The sequence below is a fragment of the Citrobacter europaeus genome (assembly GCA_020099315.1).
GTDB classification, from domain to species: domain Bacteria; phylum Pseudomonadota; class Gammaproteobacteria; order Enterobacterales; family Enterobacteriaceae; genus Citrobacter; species Citrobacter europaeus.
This window is the reverse complement of record CP083650.1, coordinates 4,708,307-4,728,180: the sequence shown is the minus strand read 5'-3', so window position 1 is coordinate 4,728,180 and position 19,874 is coordinate 4,708,307. Positions and strand designations below refer to the sequence as shown.

Here is a 19,874-nt window from a genome sequence, read left to right as displayed (position 1 = left end):
ATGCATGATTCATTAACTATCGCGCTACTACAGGCGCGGGAAGCGGCGATGGCCCACTTTCGCCCGATCGTTAAACGCCACAATCTTACCGAACAGCAATGGCGTATCGTGCGTATCCTTGCCGAAAACCCGTCGATGGATTTTCACGATCTGGCTTTTCGCGCCTGTATTTTACGCCCGAGTCTGACGGGCATCCTGACCCGCATGGAACGCGATGGCCTGGTTCTGCGCCTCAAGCCAGTTAACGATCAGCGCAAGCTGTACGTTTCTCTAACCCCGGCCGGTTCAAAACTTTATGAAAGTGCGCAGGTCCAGGTGGAAGAGGCCTATCGCCTGATAGAAGCCGATTTTACCGTCGAAAAAATGCAGCAACTTACCATGCTGCTGGAAGAGTTTATTTCCCTGGGCAATGGAGCGCGGGCAGAGGAAGAGGGATCTTAAGGCGTTCCAGAGCCAGAAGTAACGTTCTGGACGCCATACAAAAAATGGTACTTTCAGTGCGTTACCTTAGTCATCCAGCTAACCTTCTAAGAAGAACGTTTGTCCGGCAAATGGATTGCCGGGCACGATTTTTTGCCTGCAACATCCGTGCTACAACCGAATAGACATATTGAATCCAGGTGTTAGTATTCAATAGACAGCAGTTATGAGTATGCGTGTTTCATTTCCGGCCAGGAACGCTGATGATGACAACATTACTACCCGATCTCACAGCACTTTCGTCATTCACTTCCTGCGCGGCGCAGGTTGCCTTAGCGCCTGTCCGCTCTCTGGCCATTGTTTCTCATTCCTTCTCATCCCGGATGGAATCTCCCGCTGAATAGCTATTTAGTGGGCTTTGTGACACGCATCGTTTGAAAACAGGGATTACGGCGGGTCGAATATGGATAAGTTGAAGCGTCATTTGATGTGGTGGGGCGCGGGCCTCCTGGTCGTGGTGGCCGCGATAGCGTGGTGGATGCTCCGCCCTGCCGGAATACCGGAAGGGTTCGCAGCCAGCAACGGCAGAATTGAGGCCACGGAAGTGGATATTGCCACCAAGATTGCCGGACGAATTGACACGATCCTCGTGTCAGAAGGGCAATTCGTTCGTCAGGGCGAAGTGCTGGCGAAAATGGATACCCGTGTGCTGCAGGAGCAGCGGCTGGAAGCGGTCGCCCAAATCAAGGAAGCTGAAAGCGCGGTGGCGGCGGCGCGGGCGCTGTTAGAACAGCGGCAAAGTGAAATGCGCGCCGCGCAGTCGGTGGTCAAACAGCGCGAGGCGGAACTGCAGTCGGTCTCTAAACGCCACGTGCGTTCTCGTTCTCTATCCCAGCGTGGGGCTGTATCTGAGCAACAACTGGATGACGATCGGGCTGCGGCAGAAAGCGCACGCGCTGCGCTGGAATCCGCAAAGGCGCAGGTCTCTGCGGCAAAAGCCGCCATTGAAGCCGCTCGCACCAGCATTATTCAGGCGCAAACCCGCGTAGAAGCCGCGCAAGCCACCGAACGTCGTATTGCGGCTGATATTGATGACAGTGAGCTGAAAGCCCCGCGCGATGGTCGCGTGCAGTACCGCGTAGCCGAACCGGGCGAGGTACTTTCTGCGGGTGGGCGCGTGCTGAATATGGTCGATCTCAGCGATGTCTACATGACGTTCTTCTTGCCTACCGAGCAGGCTGGCTTACTGAAGATTGGCGGTGAAGCGCGTCTGGTGCTGGATGCCGCACCGGATTTGCGTATTCCGGCAACCATCAGCTTTGTGGCAAGCGTGGCGCAGTTCACGCCGAAAACGGTCGAAACCAGCGATGAACGGCTGAAGCTGATGTTTCGCGTCAAAGCGCGTATCCCGCCAGAGTTGTTACAGCAGCATCTTGAGTACGTGAAAACCGGTCTGCCGGGTATGGCGTGGGTGCGTGTTGATGAAAATCGCGCCTGGCCTGACGACCTGGTCGTGAGGTTGCCGCAATGACGCATCTGGCGCTGGTTCCCGTTCCTCCCGTGGCGCACCTTGACGGCGTGAGTCAGCATTACGGGAAAACGGTAGCGCTGAACAATATCACGCTGGATATCCCCGCCCGCTGCATGGTGGGGCTGATTGGTCCGGATGGCGTCGGAAAATCGAGCCTGCTGTCTCTCATATCCGGGGCACGGGTTATTGAACACGGCAACGTGAGGGTACTGGGCGGCGATATGCGCGACCCGAAGCATCGCCGGGATGTCTGCCCGCGAATTGCCTGGATGCCGCAGGGGCTGGGGAAAAACCTGTACCACACGCTGTCAGTGTATGAGAACGTCGATTTCTTTGCCCGGCTGTTTGGTCATGACAAAGCGGAGCGCGAAGCACGGATTACCGAGCTGCTGAACAGCACCGGACTGGCGCCGTTTCGCGATCGTCCTGCCGGGAAACTCTCGGGCGGCATGAAGCAAAAGCTGGGGCTGTGCTGCGCGTTAATCCACGACCCGGAACTGTTGATTCTTGATGAACCCACCACCGGGGTCGACCCGCTGTCCCGCGCCCAGTTCTGGGATCTGATTAACAGCATCCGCCAGCGACAGACCAACATGAGCGTGCTGGTTGCCACCGCCTACATGGAAGAAGCCGAGCGCTTTGACTGGCTGGTGGCGATGAACGCCGGGGAGGTGTTAGCCACCGGGAGCGCGCAGCAGCTCCGTGAACAAACCGCCAGCGACACGCTGGAGCAGGCATTTATCGCGCTGTTACCCGAAGCCCAGCGCCAGGCGCATAAACCGGTGGTGATCCCGCCGTATCACGCTGAGCAGGAAGAGATTGCCATCGAGGCGAAAGACCTGACCATGCGCTTCGGTAAATTTGTGGCGGTGGACCACGTTAACTTCCGTATTCCGCGCGGGGAAATCTTCGGTTTTCTCGGCTCTAACGGATGCGGTAAATCCACTACCATGAAAATGCTCACCGGGCTGCTGCCCGCAAGCGAGGGCGAGGCGTGGCTGTTTGGGCAAGCGGTTGACCCGAAAAATATCGATACCCGCCGCCGGGTAGGCTATATGTCACAGGCGTTTTCGCTCTACAGCGAGCTGACCGTCCGGCAAAACCTCGAACTACACGCGCGGCTGTTCCATATCCCCGAAGCAGAAATTCCGGGGCGGATACAGGAGATGAGCGAGCGCTTTTCGCTGACCGATGTCGAAGACGCGTTGCCCGGCGCGCTGCCGTTGGGGATCCGTCAACGCCTGTCGCTGGCGGTGGCGGTTATCCATCGCCCGGAGATGTTGATTCTCGATGAACCGACCTCCGGGGTCGATCCGGTGGCGAGGGACATGTTCTGGCAACTGATGGTTGATCTGTCGCGCCAGGACAAAGTGACCATTTTTATCTCCACCCACTTTATGAACGAAGCGGAGCGCTGTGACAGGATGTCGCTGATGCACGCCGGAAAAGTACTGGCCAGCGGCACGCCGCAGGAACTGGTGAAACAGCGCGGCGCCGCCAGTCTGGAAGAGGCGTTTATCTCCTGGTTACAGGAAGCGGCTGGTCCGGCGCCGGAAGCTCAGTTAGCGCCAGGCAATGTTCCGGCAGTGCATGAAAACAATAACCCGCCGCGGCAGGGTTTTAGCCTGCGGCGCTTGTTCAGCTACAGCCGCCGCGAAGCGCTGGAGCTGCGGCGTGACCCGGTTCGTTCAACGCTGGCGCTGATGGGCACGGTGATCCTGATGCTTATCATGGGCTATGGCATTAGCATGGATGTGGAAAACCTGCGGTTTTCGGTGCTCGATCGTGACCAGACCGTCAGCAGCCAGGCGTGGACGCTGAATCTGGCGGGCTCGCGCTATTTTATCGAGCAGCCGCCGCTCGCCAGTTATGACGAGCTGGACAAACGGATGCGTTCGGGCGAAGTCGCGGTAGCAATTGAAATCCCGCCAAATTTTGGCCGCGATATTGCGCGCGGAACACCGGTGAAGATTGGCGTCTGGATCGATGGCGCAATGCCGAGCCGTGCTGAAACGGTCAGGGGCTATGTGCAGGCGATGCACCAGACCTGGCTGCAGGATGTGATGGCGCGTCAACCCAATGCCAGTAGGCAAAACGGATTGATGACCATTGAAACTCGCTATCGTTACAACCCGGATGTGAAAAGTCTGCCGGCGATTGTTCCGGCGGTGATCCCACTGCTATTGATGATGATCCCTTCCATGCTCAGCGCCCTCAGCGTAGTACGTGAGAAAGAGCTGGGGTCGATTATCAACCTGTACGTTACGCCCACGACCCGCAGCGAGTTTTTACTCGGCAAACAGTTGCCTTACATCGTGCTGGGCATGCTGAACTTCTTGCTGCTGTGCGCGCTGTCGGTGTTTGTGTTCGGGGTCCCGCATAAGGGGAGCTTTGTGACCCTGGCGCTGGCCGCGCTGCTGTACGTCACCATTGCCACCGGGCTGGGCTTATTAATCTCTACGTTTATGAAAAGCCAGATCGCCGCCATTTTTGGTACGGCGATTATAACGCTGATCCCGGCGACGCAGTTTTCCGGGATGATCGATCCGGTCGCCTCGCTGGAAGGGCCGGGACGGTGGATTGGTGAAATTTACCCGACCAGCCATTTTCTGACTATCGCGCGTGGGACGTTCTCTAAAGCGTTGGATCTGACCGATCTCTGGCCGCTGTTTATTCCGCTGGCGGTGGCCATTCCGGTGGTGATTGGTCTGAGCGTATTACTGCTGAAAAAACAGGAGGGGTGATGCGCCGATTACGCAATATTTATAACCTCGGCATCAAAGAGTTACGCAGTTTGCTGGGTGACAAAGCGATGCTGACGCTGATCGTCTTCGCTTTCACGATTTCGGTTTACTCTTCCGCGACCGTCCTCCCGGGTTCGCTGCATCTGGCGCCGATTGCCATTGCCGATATGGACCAGTCGCAGTTGTCGAATCGGATTGTGAACAGCTTTTATCGCCCGTGGTTTTTACCGCCGGAGATGATTACTGCCGATGAGATGGATGCCGGGCTGGATGCCGGACGCTACACCTTCGCCGTGAACATTCCGCCTGATTTTCAGCGTGATGTTCTGGCCGGACGACAACCGGATATACAGGTGAACGTCGATGCCACTCGGATGAGCCAGGCCTTTACCGGCAACAGCTATATCCAGAATATCATCAGCGGCGAGGTGAACAGCTTTGTGGCACGTTACCGTGATAACAGCGAGCCGCCGGTGGCGCTGGAAATGCGCATGCGCTTTAACCCTAATCTGGAACCTGCTCGATTTGGCGCGGTAATGGCGATTATCAACAACATCACCATGCTGGCGATCGTGCTTACCGGGTCGGCGCTGATTCGCGAGCGCGAGCACGGAACCATTGAGCATCTGCTGGTGATGCCGGTGACGCCGTTTGAGATCATGATGGCAAAAATCTGGTCGATGGGGCTGGTGGTGCTGGTGGTTTCCGGTCTGTCGCTGATGCTGATGGTAAAAGGCGTGCTCGGGGTACCGATTGAAGGCTCAATACCGCTGTTTATGCTGGGCGTGGCGCTGAGCCTGTTCGCCACCACCTCGATCGGCATTTTTATGGGCACGCTGGCACGTTCTATGCCGCAACTGGGGCTGCTGATGATTCTGGTGCTGCTGCCGTTACAGATGCTCTCCGGCGGCTCCACTCCGCGTGAAAGTATGCCGCAGGCGGTGCAGGACATTATGTTGTCGATGCCGACTACCCATTTCGTCAGTCTCGCGCAGGCGATACTTTATCGCGGAGCTGGGTTTAGCATCGTCTGGCCGCAGTTTCTGACGCTGCTGGCGATCGGCAGCGCGTTTTTCCTGATAGCGCTACTACGCTTTCGAAAGACGATTGGTACGATGGCGTAATTGGTTGGCTTCATATCTTGACTGCATTGTGTGCTGTTATAATATGACTTCAAAGGATGAAGTCATAAGGACATGCGATGAAGGAAAAAGTGTTGTCTTTACGCAAAAAGCAAAAGAACACGCTGGATCAGCTTTTTAAAGCACCGACGCCGCAGGGAATCAAGTGGTCGGAAATTGAGTCACTGATCAAGGCGTTAGGTGGCGAAATCAAAGAAGGACGAGGCTCACGGTGTAAATTTCTTTTAAATAAGAGCATTGCGAGTTTTCATAGACCACATCCTTCTCCGGATACAGATAAAGGCGCGGTCGAAAACGTACGTGACTGGTTAACAAGTATAGGGGTAAAACCATGATCAAACCCAAAACGCCAAACTCAATGGAAATCGCCGGTCAACCTGCGGTGATTAATTATGTCCCTGAGCTTAATGCGTTTCGCGGTAAGTTCCTGGGATTGTCAGGCTATTGTGATTTTGTCTCTGACAGCATTCAGGGGCTGCAAAAAGAGGGAGAGATCTCCTTACGAGATTATCTTGATGATTGCTCTGCCGCAGGGATAGAACCTTACGCAAACCCGGAAAAGCTGAAGACATTTACTCTGCGCTATCCAGAGTCTTTCGGAGAACGTTTAAGTTTTGCGGCAGCGGAAGAACAGGTATCAGTCAATACATGGATCATCGAAACGCTCAGCAAAAGTCTCAAACAGGCATAGTTGCTAGCTGGTTTGCTCATCATTGCCGGGGGCGCTTCGCTTGCCCGACCTACAGACGGTAACGGACGTAGGCCGGATAAGGCGCAGCCGCCATCCGGCAACGAAACAGGCAATTACTCTTCTTTCGGCAGGCACTGCAAATGACCGTGGCGCACGCCGCGCTGGGAAATCACGTCATCGGCAAAATGTTGCACCTCGCCCATGTCGCCTTTCAGCACGGCGATTTCCAGGCAGTCGTCATGGTTGATGTGCACGTGCAGCGTGGCGACCGATAAATCGTGGTGGTGGTGTTGAGTAGAAACAATGCGGCTCGCCAGGTCACGTTTCTCATGCTCATAAACATACGAGAGCACCGCGAAGCCCTGAGTGCCATGCTCCTGAGTGGTTTCCTGCGCCAGTGCGCCGCGCAGAATATCGCGGATCGCTTCGGAACGGTTGTTGTAGCCACGGCGCTGGCTCAGGCCGTCGAGCGTTTCCAGTAAATCATCATCGAGGGTAATGGTGATACGTTGCATCCGATTTCAACCTTACGATATGGCGCGGTGGCGCACGGGAATGAGGGCGTTACAGACGCTGCACGGCGTCTGCGGTCAGGGTAAACGGCGTGGGGGTACAGACCGCCAGACTCAGGGCGTCGAGCTGGCACTGGCTGACAGAGAGTGAGGAGGTTAGTGCGGTGCTATCGACGCTGACAATTTGCCAGGCGCTGCCGCCACGCTGTTTCACAATAGCTTCTTTACGCGTCCAGATGCGCCAGAACGCCGCCAACTGTTGCTCCGGGCATTCGGCCTCAACTTCGGCATGTTCTCCGAGACTGAACACCGTGTTTGCCAGCGTCTGCCAGTTATCGCGTGGGCGCACGACTTCAATATCGCAGCCGACTTCCCCTTCGTCGCTGAGCAACAGGGCGATATCATCGCCGCTGTGGCTGAGATTGAACCACAGCAGCGTGTCGGCGGAAAAGGCCGGTTTTCCTTGTTCTCCGTAGACAATGTCCGGTAATGGCGAAAGCGCATGGGAAAGCAGCACGCGACCTGCCAGCCAGCGCGCACGGTGAGCACCTTGCGGGGCCTGATCACTCAGTGCGGCAGGCAACGCGCCAGTGCTTAAAACAGAAACTTTCCCAAGAACAATCCGGTACATATCACGGCTAACCTTTAGTAATAATGGGGTTGTGTACCATTCTTCACATGCCGTTTGCAAGTTTATCCCGGTAATCGGCTTTTGGGCCTGCCGGGCCCCAGCAAAATTGCCAGCTTACTGCCGCCTGTGGTCGTTTCCATCCAGATTTTACACACGCTGGTTAACGGCACGGAGAGCAACATACCAACCGGACCAAGCAGCCATCCCCACACTAACAAAGAGAGAAAGACGATAAGCGTCGATAATCCCAGCCGGTGCCCCATCATGCGGGGTTCGAGGATATTGCCAATCACCATATGCACCACCAGAAACAGCGCGCCGACCAGCACGCATTCGTAAACGCCGTTGAACAGCAGCGCCTGGATCATGGGCGGGACGGCGGAAATGACCGAGCCAATATTGGGCACGTAGTTTAGCAGGAATGCCAGCACGCCCCACATCAGAGCAAACTGAATACCCATCAGCGCCAGCCCCAGCCAGACAATAGCGCCGGTCCATAGGCTGAGCAACGTTTTCAGCGCCAGATAGTGAGATACACCCTTTAACGCCCGATGCAGTCCTGCAATATGGATTTGTGGGTTGTTCAGCGCAAAGCGCAGTTTATAGGGGACATGACGCACTTCAAACAGCATAAAGACCACCGTCATCACCAGCAGGACGACGCTGGCCATGGCGCCGGATAGACTTGTCATCAGCGTGGTTGTGAAGGTCATCAGCTTGTCGGAGTCCATGCGTTGCAGCATGCGTTCTGGGGACATATGCAGATTCAGAAAAGGCACCATCTCTTGCAAATACAGAACTTTGCGCGTCAGCTCCTTATTGTATTTTGGCAGCAGGTCCATGAATTCAGTGATTGACGACGCCAGAACGCCGACCAACGCCGTAAGAACGATCAGCATCACCACCACCACTAACGTAATGGCTACCGGGCGACGCACTCCCCGACGAATAAACCAGGTGACTAACGGATTCAATACAATGGCAAAAAAGAGGGCCAGCAGAAGTTGTACGATGATATCCGCCGCGGCATGGATACCTGCGAGGATCACCACCAGAGCGGCCAGTTTGAGCAAAATGTGCAAACCCGTTTTATCGGGCTGAGCGGTTGTCATGTTTTCTTCCTGTTTGCGTTTTTGCATTAAGTGTAGCGGTTGGCTTGCGTCTGTTATTCCTAAACTGGCTGCTGATTTATAGTCTGCAACATGGTAGAAATGAAACACTGTTGTGAAAATGTGGTGACCCTCCATGCCCGAACCCGTCGCTGAACCGACGCTTAGCGGTTTACGCCTGAATCTGCGTATTGTTTCTGTGGTGATGTTTAATTTCGCCAGCTACCTGACCATCGGCCTGCCGCTCGCGGTATTGCCTGGCTACGTCCATGACGTGATGGGATTTAGCGCTTTCTGGGCAGGTCTGGTCATCAGCCTGCAATATTTCGCTACGCTGCTGAGCCGTCCTCACGCAGGTCGCTATGCCGACCTGCTGGGACCAAAGAAGATTGTGGTATTCGGGCTGTGCGGCTGCTTTTTAAGTGGGCTGGGCTATTTACTGGCGGGCTCAACGAACGGCTGGCCGCTGGCCAGTCTGCTGCTGCTATGCCTGGGGCGCGTGATTCTTGGCATCGGGCAAAGCTTTGCCGGAACCGGCTCTACGCTGTGGGGCGTGGGGGTTGTTGGCTCAATGCACATCGGACGGGTGATTTCGTGGAACGGCATCGTGACTTATGGCGCGATGGCGATAGGCGCTCCGCTGGGCGTTCTGTTTTATGCCTGGGGAGGCTTACGGGGGCTGGCGCTGACCGTGATGGGCGTGGCGTTGCTGGCGATACTGCTGGCGCTCCCTCGTCCGGCGGTGAAAGCCAGTAAAGGCAAACCGTTGCCGTTTCGCGCGGTACTTGGGCGCGTCTGGTTGTACGGTATGGCGCTGGCCCTGGCCTCCGCTGGATTTGGGGTAATCGCTACCTTCATTACCCTGTTTTATGATGCCAAAGGCTGGGATGGCGCCGCATTCGCGCTGACGCTTTTTAGCTGCACGTTTGTGGGCACGCGTTTGTTGTTCCCAAACGGCATCAACCGCTTAGGCGGACTGAATGTGGCAATGATCTGCTTTAGCGTCGAGATTGTTGGGCTGCTGCTGGTCGGGATGGCTTCCATGCCGTGGATGGCGAAAATCGGTGTTCTGTTGGCCGGCGCTGGGTTCTCGCTAGTCTTCCCGGCGCTGGGCGTGGTGGCGGTAAAAGCCGTTCCGCAGCAAAATCAGGGCGCTGCGCTGGCGACCTACACGGTGTTTATGGATTTATCACTGGGGGTTACCGGGCCGCTGGCCGGGCTGGTCATGACGTGGGCGGGCGTGCCGGTTATCTATCTGGCGGCAGCCGGGCTGGTAGCGGTGGCGTTGTTGCTGACCTGGCGGTTAAAAAAACGGCCTCAGGTGGTGTCACCGGAGGCCGCGTCATCGTCTTAACCGTTACTGGATAACCAGCGTGTTAATGATATTTTCTGCGGTCGTCTGCGCTTTTTGCTGATCGTCAGCAGGCAGCGTGATTTGCAGAGTCAGCAGTTGGTTGTCCACTTTACCCAGCACTACGGAAGAGTAAGCGGTCTGGCCTTTGGCCGAGATGATGCTGTCTAACTGCTGCAGCGTGTGGCCTTTCAGCTCAATAGATTTATTGGTGACGACCTGCAGTTGCGGGTCGCGGCTACGCTGCTGATCTTCCAGGCGCTTTGCCAGTACGGCAAGATCTTCGTTGGTATTGTCGCCAACAATCACAATCACCGCTTTCTGGCCGGTTGCGTCAGAATATACGTGCATATTGTTCGCCTGAGTGCCCAGCTTGCCGCTCTGATCGGTCATATCCGCAGGCAGGGAAAAACTGAGTTTGCCGTCCAGCAGGCTGACCGGTTGTCCGGTGGCGCTACTCTCCGCGGCAGCACCCTCTGCTGGCGCTTTTGTATCGCTATTATCACAGGCCGCAAGCCCCATAACCAGCAGGCCAATACCGACATATTTAACCAGATTGCGCATTGACTTCTTCCTTTCGATAAACGGCCATAACGGCTCATTCGTTCATCTTATCACAACTCGGAAAATGAACCTTTAACTCGTCTGCAATGCAGAGATTTCGGATTTATCTGCCAGCCTTTTCAGTAACATATTCAGCAGTACGCCATACATTGGCAGGAAGAAAATAATGCTGATCAGCACTTTGAAGCAGTAATCGACCAGCGCGATTTCCATCCAGTGCTCGGCCATAAAGGCGTCCGGGCTGCGCCAGAAGGCGATAAAGAAGAAGGCCAATGTATCGCTGATGTTGCCAAACAGCGTGGAAGCCGTCGGCGCCAACCACCAGCGCCGGTTCTGACGCAGGCGGTTGAAGACATGCACATCCAGAATTTGTCCCAGCGCGTAAGCCATAAAGCTGGCGGCGGCGATACGGGCGACAAACAGATTAAAGTGCAGCAACGCGCCGAAGCCCTGCCACGATCCCATATAGAACAGGGATGAAACGACATAGGAGATCAGCAGCGCAGGGATCATGACCGCAAAGATGATACGTCGTGCCAACGGCGCGCCAAAAATACGCACGGTCAGGTCGGTCGCGAGGAATATAAACGGAAAGCTAAAAGCGCCCCATGTGGTATGGAAACCAAAAATGGAGATCGGGAGCTGCACCAGATAGTTGCTGGAGGTGATCACCAGCAGATGAAATAGCGATAGCCAAAACAACGCTTTTACGCGCTGAGATTGTGTAAACGGAGTCATATTGTGACCTTTTTGTTGGATGGGGTGAGGGAACCCAATAAAAAACCGTCGCATGATACTGCTTTAAGAGCACATTGCAATGGTTGTTTTTCACGCAATCGTTAACCTGATTGGCTTACGCCACAACAGAGCGTAAAATAACGCCGTTTTTGAATGAACGAGACTACGATGAGCGATCTGTTTACCTCTCCCGACCATACTCTTGATGCCCAGGGGTTGCGCTGCCCGGAACCCGTAATGATGGTACGTAAAACCGTGCGCGGCATGCAGGCGGGTGAAACGCTGCTGATTGTCGCCGACGATCCGGCAACAACCCGTGACATTCCCGGCTTTTGTACCTTTATGGAACATGAGCTGGTGGCCAAAGAGACTGACTCTCTGCCGTACCGCTATCTGGTGCGCAAAGGCCAGTAATCTTGTTATGCCGGATGGCGCTAACGCTTATCCGGCCTACAAAGACGGTGTAACCTCCAGGACGGATAAGGCAACGCCGCACCCGGCGCACACATTATCCTTTACGCAATAACCGCAGCGCGTTAGCGGTCACCAGTACCGTCGCCCCCGTATCGGCCAGCACCGCCAGCCACAGCCCGGTTATCCCGAGCAGCGTGGTAACGAGAAAAATCCCCTTCAGGCCCAGCGCAATCGCAATGTTCTGGCGAATATTGGCGTGGGTGGCGCGCGCCAGCTGAATCATTTGCACCAGACCACGCAGACGGTTGTGGGTCAGGGCGGCATCGGCGGTCTCCAGCGCGACGTCGGTCCCGCTTCCCATCGCAATACCCATTGTGGCCGCTTTCATTGCCGGAGCGTCGTTGATGCCGTCGCCGACCATCGCCAGCGGCGACTGTTGGTTAAGATGGGTAACGGCCTGTACCTTATCTTCCGGCAAAAGACCCGCTTTGAATTCGAGGCCCAGTTCACCGGCAATGGCGGCGGCCGCACGTGGGTTATCACCGGTCAGGATCACCCCTTTCACGCCAATCTGATTAAGCTCGCTGATGGCGCTGCGAGCGTCGTCTCGCAGCGTGTCCTGTAGGGCCAGCACGCCGAGAACGGTATCGTTACGCAGCACCAGCACTACCGTTTGGCCCGCGCTTTCCAGCTCGCTTATCTGTCCGGCAAAGGCATCGGCAGGCTGCTTACCGGCCGCGCAAATCAGCACGCGTTCGCCGTTGACCAGCGCTTCAATTCCAGAGCCAACCAGCGCCCGTTGCTCTTTTGCGACAGGAATAGTCAGCTCGCGCGTTTGTGCTTCCCGAACAATCGCTTGTGCCAGCGGGTGCGTCGCGCCCTGCTCTACAGCCGCTGCCAACGCCAGCAGTTCAGCCTCACCAATACCGCTTGCCGGATGAATCGCCGTGACGCGTGGTTTACCGACGGTCAGGGTGCCGGTTTTATCAAACGCCACCTGCGTGACTTTACCCAACTGTTCCAGCGCGGCCCCGCCTTTGATTAACGCGCCACGACGCGCCGCGGCGGCAAGACCAGAAGTAATGGCTGCGGGTGTTGAAATCACCAGAGCGCAAGGACAGCCAATCAGCAGCAGCGTCAGTCCTTTGTAAATCCACTCCTGCCAGGATGCGGCAAATAGCAGCGGCGGTACGAGGGTGACCAGCAGCGCAACCGCCATAATGGCCGGGGTGTAAATCCGGCTGAAACGGTCAATAAAGCGCTCAATGGGGGCACGGCGTTCTTCCGCTTCTTCAATCAGCTTCAGAATACGATCAATGGCGCTGGCACCCGGCTCGGAGAGTACTTCCAGCGTTACAAGACGGTCCACGCTGGTGGCGCCGGCCGGGACTTTCTCGCCGGTGGCGCGTTCAACGGGGATCGATTCGCCGGTCAGGGCGCTTTCATCAAAGCTGGCAAAACCAGAGACCAGTTTGCCGTCGGCAGGTAAACGTCCACCTGCGGCAACTTCAATAACATCGCCAGGCCGGAGAGTATTGATAGCCACCTCTTCGCGCTCGCCGTTACGCAAGCGTGTGGCGGTTTCCGGTTTGAGCGCCATCAGCGCGCTGACCCCTTTGCGGGCGCGGCTGGCGGCCCATCCTTCCAGGCGTTCGCCAATTAAAAACAGCAACAGCACCATGGCGGCTTCCGCCGTAGCGCCGATAAACAGTGCGCCAATGGCGGCCACGCTCATCAACGTTTCAATGGCAAAGTAGCTGCCGGTTTTCATCAGGCGCAGAGCCTGAAGGGCAATGGGATACAGACCAACCAGCGTGGTGGCGATAAACGCTATCTGACCAAAGGGGTGATTGAACTGCTCCAGCCCCCAACTAATCGCCATCATGATAATCAGCGAAATCAGCGGCAGGTTCTCTTTAAAGCGTGACTCGGGAGCGGCGTCCGACGCGTGCTCATCGCGCAGGGTATAGCCTGCCTTCTGCACCGCGTTTTCAACTTGCTGACGGATATCGGAACCGGCATCGACTACCAGTTTTTCAGTGGCGAACAGAACCTGGACCTGGTTGACGCCGCTGACCTGGCGGACCGCATTCTCTACTTTTCGGGCGCAGGCCGCACAGTCCATGCCCGCCACTTTCCAGGAATAGCGGGTACCTTGTACGGTATCGGATACGGGCGGTGGGGTAGAGCAGCTTCCTTCGCAGCAGCAGTCATCCACCTTTTGTGGCGCAGGCACTGGCTTGAAAGAAGAGAATTGTGGGACCTTTTTGCCACGGATATCGGGTGTCGACATGGCATCCTCCGGTTGATAATCATTTCGTATTAACCGGAGGATACACTCTGGAGTCGACTCCAGAGTCAAGCGTTTTAAAGATACAACGAACGAACAATCAGGAAATGTCCGGCGAAGTAGCAGGCGGCGGCAATTGCGTTATCGGCGCGGAAGCGGCGACGATAATGGCTACCCAGCCAGACAATGTTGCCGATGAACAGGAGCGATGCGCCCATAAATGCCGACAGCGCCGGCGCGGTCGGGCGGAAGAACCACAGCTCTCCGGCCATCCAGACCATCATCAGCGTGATGCCGATAAAGGTGCAGATAGCGACACGCAGCTCTTCCAGACGCGTCCAGATCACGGCAATCAGCAACGCCCCCATTACGACCAGCACCAACGGCAGAGGCCAGAAAAACGACAGCGTCATTTGGCTGGCGAAGTAGATGGTATACAGCAGATGCGACAGGAAGAATGCTCCCACGGCGTACAGCAGGCGTTGGCGCGGTAACAGCGTAAGCGCATCACCCAGCAGTGAGGCAAGCAGGCCAGCCAGTACCAGATAGCTGATAGCGTTAAACATTGGCGCCTGCCAGGCCAGCAGCGCCAGGAGCAGCAATGTCAGGGGCTTAAAGACCCAGCGTTGCCATGCAGGCCCACGATAGGAAGCATCCACGAACAACCATGCGGAAAGACAGACAGCGATAAACGACCAAAGCATCTTAGTTCCTTGAATTCGTTATTTTTTCGTAAGCGGGGTGCTCACGGCTCTACTGTCCAGTGTAGAGGCCGACACAGCCAGATGACAACACCATAACAGGCAATGTATGCTTATTTCCGCATTTTCTGATGGGTTAATAACATGAGCAAACCACCACTTTTTTTCATTATTATCATTATCTTAATCGTTGTCGCCGCGTCGTTTCGTTTTGTCCAGCAGCGGCGTGAAAAAGCCGATAATGATGCGGCGCCGCTGGTGCAAAAGCAGGTGGTGGTGAGTAACAAACGGGAAAAACCGCTTAACGATCGGCGATCCCGTCAGCAGGAAGTGAGCCCGGCAGGAACCAGCATGCGCTATGAAGCCAGCTTTAAGCCACAAAGCGGCGGCCTCGAGCAAACCTTTCGTTTGGACGCCCGCCAGTACCATGCGTTAACGGTTGGGGATAAAGGCACGCTGAGTTACAAAGGTTCGCGTTTTATTGATTTTACGGCTGAACGCTAAGATTTCATCTGACTGATGCCGGATGGCTGCTTACGCCTTATCCGGCCTACAAATTTTGTCGCCCCGGCTCGCAACGCGCCGCTGGGCGAAAAGAGCGCAGTTACTTCTTCAACTGATCTTTAATCTTCTTCTGCCACACCAGCAGTTCAAAAACGCCGAACAGAAAAATACGGATTTTCTCTCCACCGGTCATCTGCGGGCCATCTTTGGGCATGGTGCTTTTTAGCAGCGCCAGTTGCATGCCATGCATTAGCACCATAAATATCAGTGCGACGTTAACGAAGATGTTAAGCGGGCGTGGAAAGGGTTGAAAAATATTCAGTAGTAAAAATGCCCAGACGCACAGCATCAGCAGGCGTCCCAGGTTAATCAGCATCGTATTCTCCTCGTGCTTCACGTTGGTACAGGCGATAGGCGACCTGTCCGGCGACTTTTTCACGGTATAGCGACCAGTTTACCGGAACCGGCGGCAAACCGTTTTCTACTTCGCTTTCAACGTAAATATACGCTTCATTTGCCAGCCAGCCATGAGTTTCCAGAAGAGTTAATGTTTCTTCCAGTAATCCTTTGCGGAACGGCGGGTCAACAAATACCACGTTATGCGGCGTACCCGTCTGGGCCAAAAATGTCAGCGTATTGGTATTGACGACGCGGGCATGGGGGGCTTTCAGCGTGGCGAGATTCTTTTGTAGCTGCTGAGATACCGCGCGATCCATCTCCAGAAGCGTCGCATTTGCCGCATAGCGAGAGAGAGCTTCCAGACCCAGCGCGCCGCTGCCGGCGAAGCAGTCCAGGCAGTGGGCATCGACCATTACCGGGGCCAGCCAGTTAAACAACGTTTCGCGTACACGGTCAGTGGTCGGACGCAGGCCAGGGCTGTCCGGAACCGGGAGTTTACGGCCACGCCATTGCCCGCCAATAATGCGAATCTGGCCGCTACCAGAGTGATTCGGTTTTTTCATTTCTATTATTGCTCAATCCGCCTATAGCATGTCATTCCAGGCGGTGATGTGAGTTAAGTTAAGTGATAGACTATTTCATCATTTTTTTAGCTGCTATGTACATAGCGTTGACGCTGTGCCATGAAGCAACAGCGGGGGAGTGTAGTCGCAAATGGCGAAAGAGAAAAAACGTGGCTTTTTTTCCTGGCTGGGCTTTGGTCAAAAAGAGCAGGCACCGGAAAACGAGACAGAAGTAAAAAACGAAGAACAACAACCGGTTGCTGAAGAAACTACCGTCGTTGACGAACAACCGCACGTCGAGGAAACCCGTAGCGAGGCTGAAACGCAAGCCTTTGCAGCTGAAGTCGTTGAAGTAACTGAACAGGTTGCGGAAATCGAAAAACTGCAGCCGGAAGACGAACCTGTCGCCGAACAAGCGCAACTGGAGATTGAGCCGGTTGCTGAAACTGTAGTGGAAACGCCAGCAGCGGTGGTCATCGAACGCGAAGAATTGCCGCTGCCGGAAGAGGTTAAAACCGAAGATGTTTCTGCCGAAGAGTGGCAGGCCGAAGCGGAAACCGTGGAAATCGTTGAGGCGGCTGAAGAAGAAGCTGAAAACGAACCGCAACTGACCGACGAAGAGCTGGAAGCACAAGCGCTGGCCGCTGAGGCTGCTGAAGAAGCCGTCATAGTGGTGCCGGTAGAAGAACCAGCCGTTGAAGAACCGGTAAAAGAAGAGGCAGTCCAGGAGCAGGAAAAACCAACTAAAGAAGGTTTCTTTGCGCGCCTGAAACGCAGCCTGCTGAAAACAAAAGAAAACCTCGGTTCCGGATTTATCAGTCTGTTCCGTGGTAAAAAGATCGACGATGATCTGTTTGAAGAGCTGGAAGAGCAGTTGCTCATCGCCGACGTGGGCGTAGAAACGACCCGCAAGATCATTGCGAATCTGACGGAAGGCGCCAGTCGCAAGCAGCTTAAAGACGCGGAAGCGCTGTACGGTTTGCTGAAAGACGAGATGGGCGAGATTCTGGCGAAGGTTGACGAACCGCTGAATGTTGATGGCAAAACACCCTTTGTTATCTTAATGGTTGGCGTCAACGGCGTGGGCAAAACCACCACTATCGGTAAGCTGGCGCGTCAGTTTGAGCAACAGGGTAAATCGGTCATGCTGGCGGCGGGCGATACTTTCCGTGCGGCGGCGGTAGAACAGCTGCAGGTCTGGGGTCAGCGTAACAATATCCCGGTGATTGCTCAGCATACCGGTGCGGATTCTGCGTCCGTTATCTTTGATGCCATCCAGGCGGCGAAGGCGCGTAACGTAGACGTGCTGATCGCTGATACCGCAGGGCGTTTGCAGAATAAATCGCACCTGATGGAAGAATTGAAAAAAATCGTTCGCGTCATGAAGAAGCTGGACGAAGATGCGCCGCATGAAGTTATGCTGACTATCGACGCCAGCACCGGGCAGAATGCGATAAGCCAGGCCAAACTGTTCCATGAAGCGGTGGGCTTAACCGGTATCACCCTGACCAAGCTGGACGGTACGGCGAAGGGCGGGGTCATCTTCTCGGTTGCCGATCAGTTTGGCATCCCTATCCGTTATATCGGTGTGGGCGAACGTATCGAGGATTTACGTCCGTTTAAAGCGGACGATTTTATAGAGGCACTTTTTGCCCGAGAGGATTAACAATGATTCGCTTTGAACATGTCAGCAAGGCCTATCTCGGTGGGAGACAAGCGCTGCAGGGAGTGACCTTCCATATGCAGCCTGGCGAGATGGCGTTTCTGACCGGCCACTCCGGCGCGGGGAAAAGTACCCTGCTGAAGCTGATTTGTGGAATTGAACGGCCCAGCGCCGGGAAAATCTACTTCAGCGGGCATGACATCAGCCGTTTGAAAAACCGTGAAGTGCCGTTTCTGCGTCGTCAGATTGGCATGATTTTTCAGGATCACCACCTGTTGATGGACCGAACCGTGTTTGACAACGTGGCAATCCCGCTGATCATCGCGGGCGCCAGCGGGGACGATATTCGTCGTCGCGTGTCAGCGGCGCTGGATAAAGTCGGGCTACTGGACAAAGCGAAAAACTTCCCGATTCAGCTCTCCGGCGGTGAACAACAGCGCGTGGGCATCGCTCGTGCGGTGGTGAACAAACCTGCGGTACTGCTGGCGGACGAACCAACGGGGAACCTGGATGACGCGCTGTCAGAAGGGATCCTTCGCCTGTTCGAAGAGTTTAACCGCGTCGGGGTCACGGTATTAATGGCCACGCACGATATTGGCCTGATCTCCCGTCGCTCCTATCGCCAAATGGTTCTGAGCGATGGACATCTGCATGGAGGCCTGGCGCATGAATAGACGTGACGCTATTAATCAAATCAAGCAGTTCGGTGGCCGACTGGATCGCTTTCGTAAATCGGGCGGTGCGCCGGGTGACGGCGGTCGCAACGCGCCAAAGCGGGCGAAAGCTGCGCCAAAGCCGAACTCGCGTAAAACCAATGTCTTTAACGAGCAGGTACGTTATGCGTTCCAGGGCGCGTTGCAGGACCTGAAAAGCAAGCCGCTGGCGACGTTTCTGACGGTGATGGTTATTGCCATCTCCCTGACGCTGCCAAGCGTGTGCTACATGGTTTATAAGAACGTAGACCATGCGGCAAGCCAGTATTATCCGTCCCCGCAGATCACCGTTTACCTGCAAAAAACGCTGGATGATGATGCGGCGGCGCGGGTGGTGGGTCAGTTGCAGGCCGAGCAGGGCGTTGAGAAAGTGAATTATCTTTCCCGTGACGACGCGCTGGGTGAATTCCGTAACTGGTCTGGTTTTGGCGGCGCGCTGGATATGCTGGAAGAGAACCCGCTGCCGGCCGTGGCGGTGGTTATCCCTAAACTGGACTTCCAGGGGACGGAGTCGCTGAACACGCTGCGTGACCGCATCGCACAAATCAACGGTATTGATGAAGTGCGGATGGATGACAGCTGGTTCGCTCGCCTGGCGGCGCTGACGGGCCTTGTTGGACGCGTTTCCGCGATGATTGGCGTGCTGATGGTGGCGGCGGTCTTCCTCGTCATTGGTAACAGCGTACGTCTGAGTATTTTTGCGCGTCGCGATACCATTAACGTGCAGAAACTGATTGGCGCGACGGATGGATTTATCCTGCGTCCGTTCCTTTATGGTGGTGCACTGCTCGGTTTTTCCGGCGCATTTCTTTCACTGATTTTGTCAGAAATTTTGGTGATGCGTCTGTCGTCAGCGGTAACTGAAGTGGCGCAGGTTTTTGGAACCAAGTTTGATATCAACGGCTTATCATTCGACGAATGCCTGTTATTGCTGCTGGTGTGCTCGATGATTGGCTGGGTGGCAGCCTGGCTTGCCACGGTTCAACATTTACGCCACTTTACCCCCGATTAAAAAATCTCTGGTATAATCTTTCCCTGCACTGAGTAGTTCGCTCTGCAGGGAAAGAGTCCCTGTTGTCTCTTCCCGGCGTATTCATTGTGATGTCACATTTTGTGCGTAATCTATACACATTACGACATGGAACTTGTGGATAAAATCACTGTCTGATAAAAGATTGAATGATATTCTCGTTG

The 19,874-nt window shown here is 55.3% G+C and carries 21 protein-coding genes; 12 read left to right on the top strand and 9 right to left on the bottom strand.

Annotated elements, in window-relative coordinates:
- From hpaR to LA337_22165, 6 genes are all read left to right on the top strand, one after another.
- Nucleotides 1–441, top strand: a complete 441-nt coding sequence (gene hpaR, locus LA337_22190; protein UBI15830.1) for a homoprotocatechuate degradation operon regulator HpaR — start codon at nt 1–3, stop codon at nt 439–441.
- A gap of 442 nt (nt 442–883) precedes the next feature.
- Entirely contained in the window at nt 884–1,951 is a 1,068-nt protein-coding gene (locus tag LA337_22185; GenBank protein UBI15829.1) for an HlyD family efflux transporter periplasmic adaptor subunit, read from the top strand.
- A complete protein-coding gene (gene rbbA / locus LA337_22180) occupies nt 1,948–4,695 on the top strand; it encodes a ribosome-associated ATPase/putative transporter RbbA (GenBank protein UBI15828.1) in 2,748 nt (915 codons plus the stop codon). Before LA337_22185 ends, rbbA begins: the two co-directional genes overlap by 4 nt.
- The gene (locus LA337_22175; GenBank protein UBI15827.1) at nt 4,695–5,819 is read left to right on the top strand and encodes an ABC transporter permease; all 1,125 of its coding nucleotides are present in this window, start codon (nt 4,695–4,697) and stop codon (nt 5,817–5,819) included. The genes rbbA and LA337_22175 overlap by 1 nt, the downstream gene beginning before the upstream one ends.
- Nucleotides 5,820–5,896: 77 nt before the next feature.
- On the top strand, nt 5,897–6,172 hold the full coding sequence (locus tag LA337_22170) for a type II toxin-antitoxin system HicA family toxin (GenBank protein ID UBI15826.1): 276 nt from the start codon (nt 5,897–5,899) through the stop codon (nt 6,170–6,172).
- Nucleotides 6,169–6,528: a type II toxin-antitoxin system HicB family antitoxin gene (locus LA337_22165; protein UBI15825.1), complete on the top strand. Its 360-nt coding sequence runs from the start codon at nt 6,169–6,171 to the stop codon at nt 6,526–6,528. The genes LA337_22170 and LA337_22165 overlap by 4 nt, the downstream gene beginning before the upstream one ends.
- A gap of 113 nt (nt 6,529–6,641) precedes the next feature.
- On the opposite strand, the gene nikR is transcribed toward LA337_22165, so the two are convergent.
- From nikR to LA337_22150, 3 genes are all read right to left on the bottom strand, one after another.
- The gene (gene nikR, locus LA337_22160) at nt 6,642–7,043 is read right to left on the bottom strand and encodes a nickel-responsive transcriptional regulator NikR (GenBank protein UBI15824.1); all 402 of its coding nucleotides are present in this window, start codon (nt 7,041–7,043) and stop codon (nt 6,642–6,644) included.
- A gap of 49 nt (nt 7,044–7,092) precedes the next feature.
- On the bottom strand, nt 7,093–7,671 hold the full coding sequence (acpT, locus tag LA337_22155; protein ID UBI15823.1) for a 4'-phosphopantetheinyl transferase AcpT: 579 nt from the start codon (nt 7,669–7,671) through the stop codon (nt 7,093–7,095).
- A 62-nt stretch (nt 7,672–7,733) separates the two neighbouring features.
- Nucleotides 7,734–8,783, bottom strand: coding sequence for an AI-2E family transporter (locus LA337_22150; protein UBI15822.1), 1,050 nt, complete (start codon nt 8,781–8,783; stop codon nt 7,734–7,736).
- Between the two features lie 133 nt (nt 8,784–8,916).
- On the opposite strand from LA337_22150, the gene LA337_22145 reads away from it, so the two are divergent.
- Complete coding sequence (locus LA337_22145) at nt 8,917–10,134, top strand: MFS transporter (GenBank protein UBI15821.1); 1,218 nt, start codon at nt 8,917–8,919, stop codon at nt 10,132–10,134.
- A gap of 3 nt (nt 10,135–10,137) precedes the next feature.
- Here LA337_22145 and LA337_22140 read toward each other — a convergent pair whose 3' ends face one another.
- Both LA337_22140 and LA337_22135 read right to left on the bottom strand, forming a co-directional pair.
- Entirely contained in the window at nt 10,138–10,695 is a 558-nt protein-coding gene (locus tag LA337_22140; protein UBI15820.1) for a DcrB family lipoprotein, read from the bottom strand.
- 72 nt (nt 10,696–10,767) lie between these two features.
- Nucleotides 10,768–11,433: a 7-cyano-7-deazaguanine/7-aminomethyl-7-deazaguanine transporter gene (locus LA337_22135; protein ID UBI15819.1), complete on the bottom strand. Its 666-nt coding sequence runs from the start codon at nt 11,431–11,433 to the stop codon at nt 10,768–10,770.
- Between the two features lie 168 nt (nt 11,434–11,601).
- On the opposite strand from LA337_22135, the gene tusA reads away from it, so the two are divergent.
- Entirely contained in the window at nt 11,602–11,847 is a 246-nt protein-coding gene (tusA, locus tag LA337_22130) for a sulfurtransferase TusA (protein ID UBI15818.1), read from the top strand.
- Nucleotides 11,848–11,941: 94 nt separating this feature from the next.
- Here tusA and zntA read toward each other — a convergent pair whose 3' ends face one another.
- The gene (zntA, locus tag LA337_22125; protein UBI15817.1) at nt 11,942–14,140 is read right to left on the bottom strand and encodes a Zn(II)/Cd(II)/Pb(II) translocating P-type ATPase ZntA; all 2,199 of its coding nucleotides are present in this window, start codon (nt 14,138–14,140) and stop codon (nt 11,942–11,944) included.
- Between the two features lie 74 nt (nt 14,141–14,214).
- Nucleotides 14,215–14,841, bottom strand: a complete 627-nt coding sequence (locus LA337_22120) for a lysoplasmalogenase (GenBank protein UBI15816.1) — start codon at nt 14,839–14,841, stop codon at nt 14,215–14,217.
- Nucleotides 14,842–14,982: 141 nt separating this feature from the next.
- On the opposite strand from LA337_22120, the gene LA337_22115 reads away from it, so the two are divergent.
- A complete protein-coding gene (locus tag LA337_22115; protein ID UBI15815.1) occupies nt 14,983–15,342 on the top strand; it encodes a DUF2500 domain-containing protein in 360 nt (119 codons plus the stop codon).
- A gap of 100 nt (nt 15,343–15,442) precedes the next feature.
- Here the strand turns inward: LA337_22115 and LA337_22110 are convergent, their stop codons facing one another.
- Together LA337_22110 and rsmD are read right to left on the bottom strand one after the other, a co-directional pair.
- Nucleotides 15,443–15,718, bottom strand: a complete 276-nt coding sequence (locus LA337_22110; GenBank protein ID UBI15814.1) for a DUF1145 family protein — start codon at nt 15,716–15,718, stop codon at nt 15,443–15,445.
- Nucleotides 15,708–16,304: a 16S rRNA (guanine(966)-N(2))-methyltransferase gene (rsmD, locus tag LA337_22105; protein ID UBI15813.1), complete on the bottom strand. Its 597-nt coding sequence runs from the start codon at nt 16,302–16,304 to the stop codon at nt 15,708–15,710. The genes LA337_22110 and rsmD overlap by 11 nt, the downstream gene beginning before the upstream one ends.
- Nucleotides 16,305–16,455: 151 nt before the next feature.
- On the opposite strand from rsmD, the gene ftsY reads away from it, so the two are divergent.
- The 3 genes from ftsY to ftsX are packed head-to-tail and all read left to right on the top strand — an operon-like array spanning nt 16,456 to nt 19,692.
- Complete coding sequence (ftsY, locus tag LA337_22100; GenBank protein UBI15812.1) at nt 16,456–17,970, top strand: signal recognition particle-docking protein FtsY; 1,515 nt, start codon at nt 16,456–16,458, stop codon at nt 17,968–17,970.
- A 2-nt stretch (nt 17,971–17,972) separates the two neighbouring features.
- Entirely contained in the window at nt 17,973–18,641 is a 669-nt protein-coding gene (gene ftsE / locus LA337_22095) for a cell division ATP-binding protein FtsE (GenBank protein UBI15811.1), read from the top strand.
- Nucleotides 18,634–19,692, top strand: a complete 1,059-nt coding sequence (gene ftsX / locus LA337_22090) for a permease-like cell division protein FtsX (GenBank protein UBI15810.1) — start codon at nt 18,634–18,636, stop codon at nt 19,690–19,692. The genes ftsE and ftsX overlap by 8 nt, the downstream gene beginning before the upstream one ends.
- Nucleotides 19,693–19,874: the final 182 nt, after the last annotated feature.

Excerpts from the sequence above, each read along its gene's own strand:
- LA337_22135 (UBI15819.1), bottom strand. The coding sequence starts at position 11,433 with ATGACTCCGTTTACACAATCTCAGCGCGTAAAAGCGTTGTTTTGGCTA.
- ftsE (UBI15811.1), top strand. The coding sequence starts at position 17,973 with ATGATTCGCTTTGAACATGTCAGCAAGGCCTATCTCGGTGGGAGACAA.
- hpaR (UBI15830.1), top strand. The coding sequence starts at position 1 with ATGCATGATTCATTAACTATCGCGCTACTACAGGCGCGGGAAGCGGCG.
- LA337_22110 (UBI15814.1), bottom strand. The coding sequence starts at position 15,718 with ATGCTGATTAACCTGGGACGCCTGCTGATGCTGTGCGTCTGGGCATTT.
- LA337_22140 (UBI15820.1), bottom strand. The coding sequence starts at position 10,695 with ATGCGCAATCTGGTTAAATATGTCGGTATTGGCCTGCTGGTTATGGGG.
- LA337_22115 (UBI15815.1), top strand. The coding sequence starts at position 14,983 with ATGAGCAAACCACCACTTTTTTTCATTATTATCATTATCTTAATCGTT.
- ftsY (UBI15812.1), top strand. The coding sequence starts at position 16,456 with ATGGCGAAAGAGAAAAAACGTGGCTTTTTTTCCTGGCTGGGCTTTGGT.
- rsmD (UBI15813.1), bottom strand. The coding sequence starts at position 16,304 with ATGAAAAAACCGAATCACTCTGGTAGCGGCCAGATTCGCATTATTGGC.
- nikR (UBI15824.1), bottom strand. The coding sequence starts at position 7,043 with ATGCAACGTATCACCATTACCCTCGATGATGATTTACTGGAAACGCTC.
- LA337_22165 (UBI15825.1), top strand. The coding sequence starts at position 6,169 with ATGATCAAACCCAAAACGCCAAACTCAATGGAAATCGCCGGTCAACCT.
- rbbA (UBI15828.1), top strand. The coding sequence starts at position 1,948 with ATGACGCATCTGGCGCTGGTTCCCGTTCCTCCCGTGGCGCACCTTGAC.
- LA337_22120 (UBI15816.1), bottom strand. The coding sequence starts at position 14,841 with ATGCTTTGGTCGTTTATCGCTGTCTGTCTTTCCGCATGGTTGTTCGTG.
- LA337_22175 (UBI15827.1), top strand. The coding sequence starts at position 4,695 with ATGCGCCGATTACGCAATATTTATAACCTCGGCATCAAAGAGTTACGC.
- LA337_22170 (UBI15826.1), top strand. The coding sequence starts at position 5,897 with ATGAAGGAAAAAGTGTTGTCTTTACGCAAAAAGCAAAAGAACACGCTG.
- zntA (UBI15817.1), bottom strand. The coding sequence starts at position 14,140 with ATGTCGACACCCGATATCCGTGGCAAAAAGGTCCCACAATTCTCTTCT.
- LA337_22185 (UBI15829.1), top strand. The coding sequence starts at position 884 with ATGGATAAGTTGAAGCGTCATTTGATGTGGTGGGGCGCGGGCCTCCTG.
- LA337_22150 (UBI15822.1), bottom strand. The coding sequence starts at position 8,783 with ATGACAACCGCTCAGCCCGATAAAACGGGTTTGCACATTTTGCTCAAA.
- acpT (UBI15823.1), bottom strand. The coding sequence starts at position 7,671 with ATGTACCGGATTGTTCTTGGGAAAGTTTCTGTTTTAAGCACTGGCGCG.
- tusA (UBI15818.1), top strand. The coding sequence starts at position 11,602 with ATGAGCGATCTGTTTACCTCTCCCGACCATACTCTTGATGCCCAGGGG.
- LA337_22145 (UBI15821.1), top strand. The coding sequence starts at position 8,917 with ATGCCCGAACCCGTCGCTGAACCGACGCTTAGCGGTTTACGCCTGAAT.
- ftsX (UBI15810.1), top strand. The coding sequence starts at position 18,634 with ATGAATAGACGTGACGCTATTAATCAAATCAAGCAGTTCGGTGGCCGA.